The sequence below is a fragment of the Mycobacterium sp. AT1 genome (genome assembly GCF_002043095.1).
Lineage (GTDB): Bacteria > Actinomycetota > Actinomycetes > Mycobacteriales > Mycobacteriaceae > Mycobacterium.
The window spans coordinates 1-6,641 of sequence record NZ_MVOC01000097.1 but is presented as its reverse complement, the minus strand read 5'-3'; the positions used below and the strand labels follow the sequence as shown (position 1 = coordinate 6,641).

General features: G+C 68.7%; 8 protein-coding genes. 5 read left to right on the top strand and 3 right to left on the bottom strand.

The window, feature by feature from the left end; translation table 11 throughout:
- Both B1790_RS32650 and tpx read left to right on the top strand, forming a co-directional pair.
- Positions 1 to 628, top strand: a 628-nt coding sequence (locus B1790_RS32650; RefSeq protein ID WP_198952185.1) for an NAD(P)/FAD-dependent oxidoreductase, incomplete at its 5' end; no start/stop codon positions are given.
- 67 nt (positions 629 to 695) lie between these two features.
- Positions 696 to 1,193, top strand: coding sequence for a thiol peroxidase (gene tpx, locus B1790_RS32645; protein ID WP_079927426.1), 498 nt, complete (start codon positions 696 to 698; stop codon positions 1,191 to 1,193).
- Between the two features lie 83 nt (positions 1,194 to 1,276).
- Here the strand turns inward: tpx and tenA are convergent, their stop codons facing one another.
- Positions 1,277 to 1,951, bottom strand: coding sequence for a thiaminase II (gene tenA, locus B1790_RS32640; protein ID WP_079927425.1), 675 nt, complete (start codon positions 1,949 to 1,951; stop codon positions 1,277 to 1,279).
- 146 nt (positions 1,952 to 2,097) lie between these two features.
- Between tenA and ripD the strand changes: the two genes are divergently transcribed.
- Entirely contained in the window at positions 2,098 to 2,697 is a 600-nt protein-coding gene (gene ripD / locus B1790_RS32635; protein WP_079927427.1) for an NlpC/P60 family peptidoglycan-binding protein RipD, read from the top strand.
- Between the two features lie 9 nt (positions 2,698 to 2,706).
- Here the strand turns inward: ripD and B1790_RS32630 are convergent, their stop codons facing one another.
- Positions 2,707 to 3,285 carry a zeta toxin family protein gene (locus tag B1790_RS32630; RefSeq protein WP_079927424.1) on the bottom strand — a complete coding sequence of 193 codons (579 nt, stop codon included), beginning with the start codon at positions 3,283 to 3,285 and terminating at the stop codon, positions 2,707 to 2,709.
- Positions 3,286 to 3,292: 7 nt separating this feature from the next.
- Positions 3,293 to 3,682, bottom strand: coding sequence for a hypothetical protein (locus B1790_RS32625; protein WP_079927423.1), 390 nt, complete (start codon positions 3,680 to 3,682; stop codon positions 3,293 to 3,295).
- Positions 3,683 to 3,768: 86 nt separating this feature from the next.
- On the opposite strand from B1790_RS32625, the gene B1790_RS32620 reads away from it, so the two are divergent.
- A complete protein-coding gene (locus B1790_RS32620; RefSeq protein WP_079927422.1) occupies positions 3,769 to 4,788 on the top strand; it encodes an NADP-dependent oxidoreductase in 1,020 nt (339 codons plus the stop codon).
- A 124-nt stretch (positions 4,789 to 4,912) separates the two neighbouring features.
- On the top strand, positions 4,913 to 6,641 hold a 1,729-nt coding region (locus tag B1790_RS32615; protein ID WP_079927421.1), incomplete at its 3' end, for a fatty acyl-AMP ligase.

Genomic DNA, 6,641 nt, shown 5'->3' with positions numbered 1-6,641 from the left:
CGCCAGATATCTGGCGGCGGCGGACGGGCTGCACTCGCCCATCCGGCGTTCGCTCGGCCTGGAGAAGGCCAGCCCGGGGCCGCGCCGGTGGGGAATCCGGCGGCACGTCCAGATCGCGCCGTGGACGGACTCCGTGGAGGTGCATTGGGCGCGCGGCGCCGAGGCCTACGTGACGCCGGTCGCCGACGACTGCGTCGGCATCGCGATCCTCAGTTCCACCCGCGGCGGATTCGACACCCACTTCGACGAATTTCCCGAGCTGCGGGAGCGGGTCGACGGGCATGCCAACGGGCCGGATCGGGCTGCTGGCCCGCTGCGGCAGTCTGCCCGCAGCCGGACGGCGGGCCGGGTGATGTTGGTCGGCGACGCGGCCGGGTACGTCGATGCGCTGACCGGCGAGGGCATGGGGCTCGCCTTTGGCGCCGCACGGCAATTGGTGAACTGCGTGGTTGCCGACCGGCCCGCCGACTACGACCGTCAGTGGCGACGGGTGACCCGGCGCTACCGGCTGTTGACGGCGGGGCTGGTGCGGGCCGGCGGCATGCCACCGGTGCGGGCGCGCATCGTGCCTGCGGCGTCGGCCCTGCCACGGGTCTTTGCCAAGGCGGTCAACCAGCTTGCGTATTGATCGGCGTGACGCCGCCAAGCGACGACCCGACCCCACGAGTCCGCGCCGGGCTTGGCAGACTGTTCCCATGGCACAGATAACGCTAGGCGGAAATCCCATCAACACGGTCGGCGAGCTTCCCTCGGTCGGATCGCCCGCGCCCGGATTCACCCTGACCGGCACCGACATGGGTGCCGTCACCAATGATCAGTTCAGCGGAAAGCCGTTGCTGCTCAACATCTTCCCGTCGGTCGACACCCCCGTGTGCGCCACGAGTGTGCGGACGTTCAACGAGCGGGCCGCCGCGACCGGTGTCGCGGTGCTGTGCGTGTCCAACGATCTGCCGTTCGCACAGAAGCGCTTCTGCGGCGCCGAGGGCATCGAGAACGTCATCACGGCCTCGGGTTTCCGGGACAGTAGCTTCGGCACGGACTTCGGCATCACCATGGCCGACGGCGCCTTCGCCGGGCTCCTCGGCCGGGCCGTCGTGGTGGTCGGTGCTGACGGCAACGTCGTGTACTCCGAGCTGGTGCCCGAGGTCGGGCAGGAGCCGAACTACGACGCGGCGCTCGCAGCGCTGAGCTGATTTCAAGCTCGCCGAGGGTGAACTCGTTGGTCATGTTCGACCGAAATGACGCCAACGAGTTCACTCTCGGCGGGGACTAGCCCTTAGATGGGCCACTGCTCGCGGCGGTGGGCGGCGTCGAAGAACATCCACTCGTAGCGGGCCGTGGTCGCGAAGTGCGCCCTGGCGACGGCCTCCTCCGCCGGGTTGAGCGTCCGCCCGATCTCGTCGGTCAGCGCCAGCACCTGCGCGACGGCGGCGGCGAACTCCTCGCCGCCGTAGCTGTCGATCCAGCTCTGATACCGGGAATCGGGGGAGCCGCGCTCGAGCAGGGCGGCGCCGACGCGTTCGTAGATCCAGTAGCACGGCAGGATTGCGGCCAGGCCCTCGGCGAAGCCTCCTCCGTACGCGGTGGCCAACAGATAGCTGGTGTACGCCCGCGTGGTGGGCATGACGTCTTCGTCGATCGCCGAGGCGGGCAATCCGAGCGCGGGTAACAGAGTGCCGTGCAAACCGAGTTCGACGTCGAGCACGTCGGCGGCATGTCGGGCGAACATGGCCGTGTCGGTCAGGGTGGGCGCCTTCGCGCCGACGACGGCCAATGCGCGGGCGTAGTCGCGCAAATAGTGCACGTCTTGGGCGAGGTAGTGGGCGAACACGTCGGTGTCCAGGGTCCCGTCGGTCAGTCCGGTGATGAAGGGGTGGGACAGGATCGCCGCGAACGTCGGCTCGATCTCCCGCCACAGTCGTTCTGACCAAGTCTCGGTTTGCGTGCTCATGGGTGCCGAACTTACCCGGGTCGTCACCGTTGGGTCACGGTATGGCGGCTCATTGGCGTTGGGGCACTCGGCAATTGGGTTGCCGACGTTGTGGGGTAGTAGAAGTGAGTTGTCGCCCCGACGTTTGTAGAGAGATGGAACTTCCGATGAGACGCATTTTCGCCTTCGTGATCAGCCTCGCCGTCTTGGTGGCGACGCCGGGACTCGCGTCGGCCGACCCCTATCAGCGGCCCGCGCGCAACCAGCAGGCCGTCGACTTCGTGATCAAGCGTGCCGTCTCCCAGGTTGGGGTCCCGTTCGCGTACGGCGGCGGCGACGCCAACGGTCCCACTCTCGGAAGCGGCCCCACCACCGACGCGCTCGCGACGGAGCAGCGTGCCAACACCCCCGGTACCGATCCGGGCAGCGCCTTTGGCACGGTCCCCGGTTCGACCGTCCTCGGCGCTGCGCCTGCTCCCGCGCCCACCGTCGTCGGCTTCGACGCCTCGGGCATCATCGTCTACGCCTTCGCCGGAGCGGGCATCAAGCTGCCCCGCTCGTCGGGTGAGCAGTACAAGGTCTCACAGAAGGTCGCGCCGAGCCTGGCGCTTCCCGGCGACCTGATCTTCTTCGGTCCCGACGGGACGCAGAGCGTGGCGTTGTTCGTCGGCAACGGCCAGATGCTCGAGGCCACCGACACCGGCATCAAGGTGTCCCCGGTGCGTACCGCCAACATGACCCCGTACGTCGGTCGCATCATCGCCTGACTCGTCACCTCACCCCGGCCAGCGTGAAGTGAGCTGTTGCGGCGCCCACTCGGGCCACGACGGTGAACCGATCACGTCTGCGCCGCTGATCTGGGCGACGATCCGGGGTCCGCGGATACCGCTGCCGTCGTAGAAGGTGACACCGTCACACATGGGGGCGGCGTCGACGACCACCGACCAGAGCCGACGGTGTCGCTCCCGAATCTTGGTGGGCGGCACGGCATGTCCGCCCGCGGCCACGCGGTGCGCCACGCGCTCGACGGCCAGGTCCTCGGGGATCATCAGCACGTGCAGGACGACGGTGTAGTCGGCAACCTTGGCCGCGGCGACGAGTTCGAGCTTCGACGGGTGGGAGAACACCGTCTCGGCGATGAACGACAGTCGGCGCTCGACGAGTGTCGACCTGGTGTCGGCGGCGATCTTGGCGGCGTCGTAGGCGTGGGACTCCGCGTCTTCCGGCCAGCGCTGTCTGGCGATTTCGTCGGCGTTGACGAAGACGCTGCCGCGCAGGAGCGGCGCAAGCGTCAGTTCGACGAAGGTCGACTTGCCGGCGCCGTTCGGGCCCACGACCAGATCGAGGCGATTCACTCCACCGTCACGGCGCGCCGGTCAGCACGACCGACGTGCCGTCCGGGCGGTGTTCGACGATGTCGCCGTGCTCGTCGAGGGCCACCGTGGTGACCCCGCGCGCGGCCAGGACGCGGCCGTAGTCGGTGCGGGAGAGGCTTTCTTCGATGCCGGCGGAGATCTCGGCGTTGAAGACCACGCCCTCCTCGAGGGTCAGCTCGCGCAACGGCAGCTCGCCGGCCATCGCGGCCTCGACCCGGCGGCGCGCCGCCGTCTGCTGGCTGGACACCGCGCGGCCGACGCGGACCCAGTGGTCGAGCTGCTGCTTTGCCGACCGACTCTGGCGCGCGCCTTCGGCTTCGGCGCTGGCGACCAGGTCGGCGGCGAAGCGGGTGACGCGATCGGCGACTTCCGACATGGTTCAACCTCCTGTTACAGAATGCTACACGGAGTAGCAATGCGTAACGCGGTCCGCGGGGACTGCCGGTCGGTTAGTTTCGTCTGGTGTCCGACCTGACGAACCGCCAGATCGTGTTGCGTCGCCGGCCCCAAGGCCTCGTCGATGCCGACGACACCGAACTGGTGGTGACTCCGGCACCCCGGCCCGCCGACGGCGAAGCACTCGTCCGGGTGACCTACGTCGGCATCGACGCCGCCGCCCGGACGTGGCTCAACGACCAGCCCGGCTATCTTCCGCCGGTGCAACTGGGCGAGGTCATCAGGGCCGCCGGGATCGGCGAGGTGGTCGAGTCACGTTGCGACGCCTACTCCGTCGGCGACGTGGTGACGACTCTGTGCGGGTTCCAGGAGTACGCCATCGTGCGCGACGACGTCTTCTGTACGCCGGTGACGGGGATGGACGAGATTGACCAGCTGGCGGTGATGTCGATCTACGGGCCGACGGGCGCCACCGCATACTTCGGGATGAACGACATCGGCCGACCGGCGCCGGGCGAGACGGTGGTGGTCTCGGCTGCCGCGGGCGCCACCGGCTCGGTGGCAGGCCAGATCGCGAAGATCGCCGGTGCCCGCGTCGTCGGCATCGCGGGTGGTCCAGACAAGTGCCGCGCGGTCGTCGAGGACTTCGGCTTCGACGAGTGCATCGACTATCGCGCAGGCAACCTGCCCGCCGCACTGAAGGAGACGTGCCCGCGCGGGGTGAACGTCTACTTCGACAACGTCGGCGGTCCCATCCTCGACGCCGTCCTCGGGCGCCTGGCACCCAAGGCCAGGGTGGTGCTGTGCGGCGTCATCTCCAGCTACCTGACCGGTGAGCACCCGGGGCCGGCCAACTACGTGAACATCCTGGCCAAGACGGCGACCATGCAGGGGTTCAACGCGCTCGACGAATGGGGCCGGTTCGACGAGGCCTTCGCCGCGTTGCGGGGGTGGGAGCAGCAAGGCCTGCTGGTACACCGCGAGACCGTCTACGACGGCATCGAGTCGTGCGTCGACGCGCTCAACGGACTGTTCACCGGGGCGAACATCGGCAAGATGCTGGTGCGCGTCGGTGAACCGACTTAAGACGCGCGCGGAGCAGACTTGGTTTTCCGGCGTCGTCGCACCGGGGCGCCGGCGTGGTGATGCTCACGTCTTCGACGGTGAGACAACGGCTTTGCCATTGGCTGAACGGCCTACGATTGACGGTATGGCACGTGGTTCTCGACAGGAGTACATCGCCCCGGACGGCCTGCTGCGCATCGAGGACTGCCTGACCGCCGACGGGGCCGTCGAGCTCCCACCCGGGGTGACGCTGCCGTCGTTGATCGACCGCAACGTTGCCCACGTCGGGGATTCCGTCGCCTACCGCTATCTGGACTTCACCGGCTCGGATGCGGGCCGAGCCGTCGAGCTGACCTGGGCCGGTCTCGGTGTCCGGTTGCGAGCGGTCGCCGCCCGGCTGCAGAGCGTCGCAGCCAGAGGGGACCGGGTGGCGATCCTTGCGCCGCAAGGGCTCGACTACGTGATCGGATTCTTTGCGTCGATCAAGGCGGGCAACATCGCCGTGCCGCTGTTTGCGCCCGAATTGCCCGGGCATGCCGAACGTCTCGACACGGCGCTGCGGGACTCAAGGCCGTCGGTCGTGCTGACCACCGTGGCGGCGCTGCAGGCCGTCGAGTCGTTCCTCGACCACCTCCCGCCCGCGCTGCGGCCCAAAGTGCTCGTCCTCGAGCACATTCCGGACTCCGACGGTGACGGCTTCACCCCGGTCGAGGTCGACGTCGACGACGTGTCGCACCTGCAGTACACGTCCGGTGCGACGCGTCCACCCGTCGGGGTGGAGATCACCCACCGCGCGGTCGGTACCAACTTGATTCAGATGATCCTGTCGATCGACCTGCTGAACCGAAACACTCACGGCGTCAGTTGGTTACCGCTCTACCACGACATGGGGCTCTCCATGATCGGCTTCCCGGCGGTCTACGGCGGACACTCGACTCTGATGTCGCCCACCGCGTTCGTCCGCAGGCCGCAGCGGTGGATCAACGCGTTGTCCGACGTGTCGCGAGAAGGGCGGGTGGTGACCGCCGCGCCCAACTTCGCCTACGAGTGGACGGCGCTGCGAGGACGGCCGGCGCCCGGCGACGACGTCGATTTGGCCAACGTCGTGATGATCATCGGCTCCGAGCCGGTCAGCATGGACGCCATCGCCGCGTTCAACGAGGCGTTCGCGCCGTTCGGGTTGCCTGCGACGGCGATCAAGCCGTCCTACGGCATCGCCGAGGCCACGCTGTTCATCTCGACCACGGCTCCGACGGCCGCGGCCACGGTGCTCTACGTCGACCGCGACGAGCTCGAAGCCGGTTGCGCGGTGCCCGTTTCGGCCGACGCCCCGGCGGCGGTGGCTCAGGTGTCGTCGGGTCAGGTGGCTCGCAGTCTGTGGGCGGCAGTGGTCGACCCCGACACGGCCGGCGAGCTCCCTGACGGTCGAATCGGTGAAATGTGGTTGCACGGCAACAACATCGGTCGCGGCTACTGGGATCGGCCCGAGGAAAGCGCGCACACGTTTCACGCCCGGTTGGACTCCCCGCTCGCGGCGGGCAGCCACGCCGCCGGCGTTGCCGCGACGGCGGACTGGCTGCGCACCGGCGATCTCGGCTTCTACCTCGACGGCGAGCTGTACGTCACCGGCCGGATCGCCGACCGGGTGATGGTCGGCGGACGCACCGTCTACCCGCAGCACGTCGAAGCCACCGTGGCCGACGCCTCACCGATCGTCAGGCGCGGTTACGTCGCGGCGTTCACCGTCCCAGGAGACGACGGCGAGCGCCTCGTCGTCATCGCCGAGCGTGCTGCGGGCACCAACCGTGCCGATCCACGGGAGGCGGTCGACGCCATCGGGGCGGAGGTGCTGCGCCGCCACGACTTGACCGTCC

Coding starts and splice junctions, on each gene's coding strand:
- tpx (WP_079927426.1), top strand. CDS start 696: ATGGCACAGATAACGCTAGGCGGAAATCCCATCAACACGGTCGGCGAG.
- tenA (WP_079927425.1), bottom strand. CDS start 1,951: ATGAGCACGCAAACCGAGACTTGGTCAGAACGACTGTGGCGGGAGATC.
- ripD (WP_079927427.1), top strand. CDS start 2,098: ATGAGACGCATTTTCGCCTTCGTGATCAGCCTCGCCGTCTTGGTGGCG.
- B1790_RS32625 (WP_079927423.1), bottom strand. CDS start 3,682: ATGTCGGAAGTCGCCGATCGCGTCACCCGCTTCGCCGCCGACCTGGTC.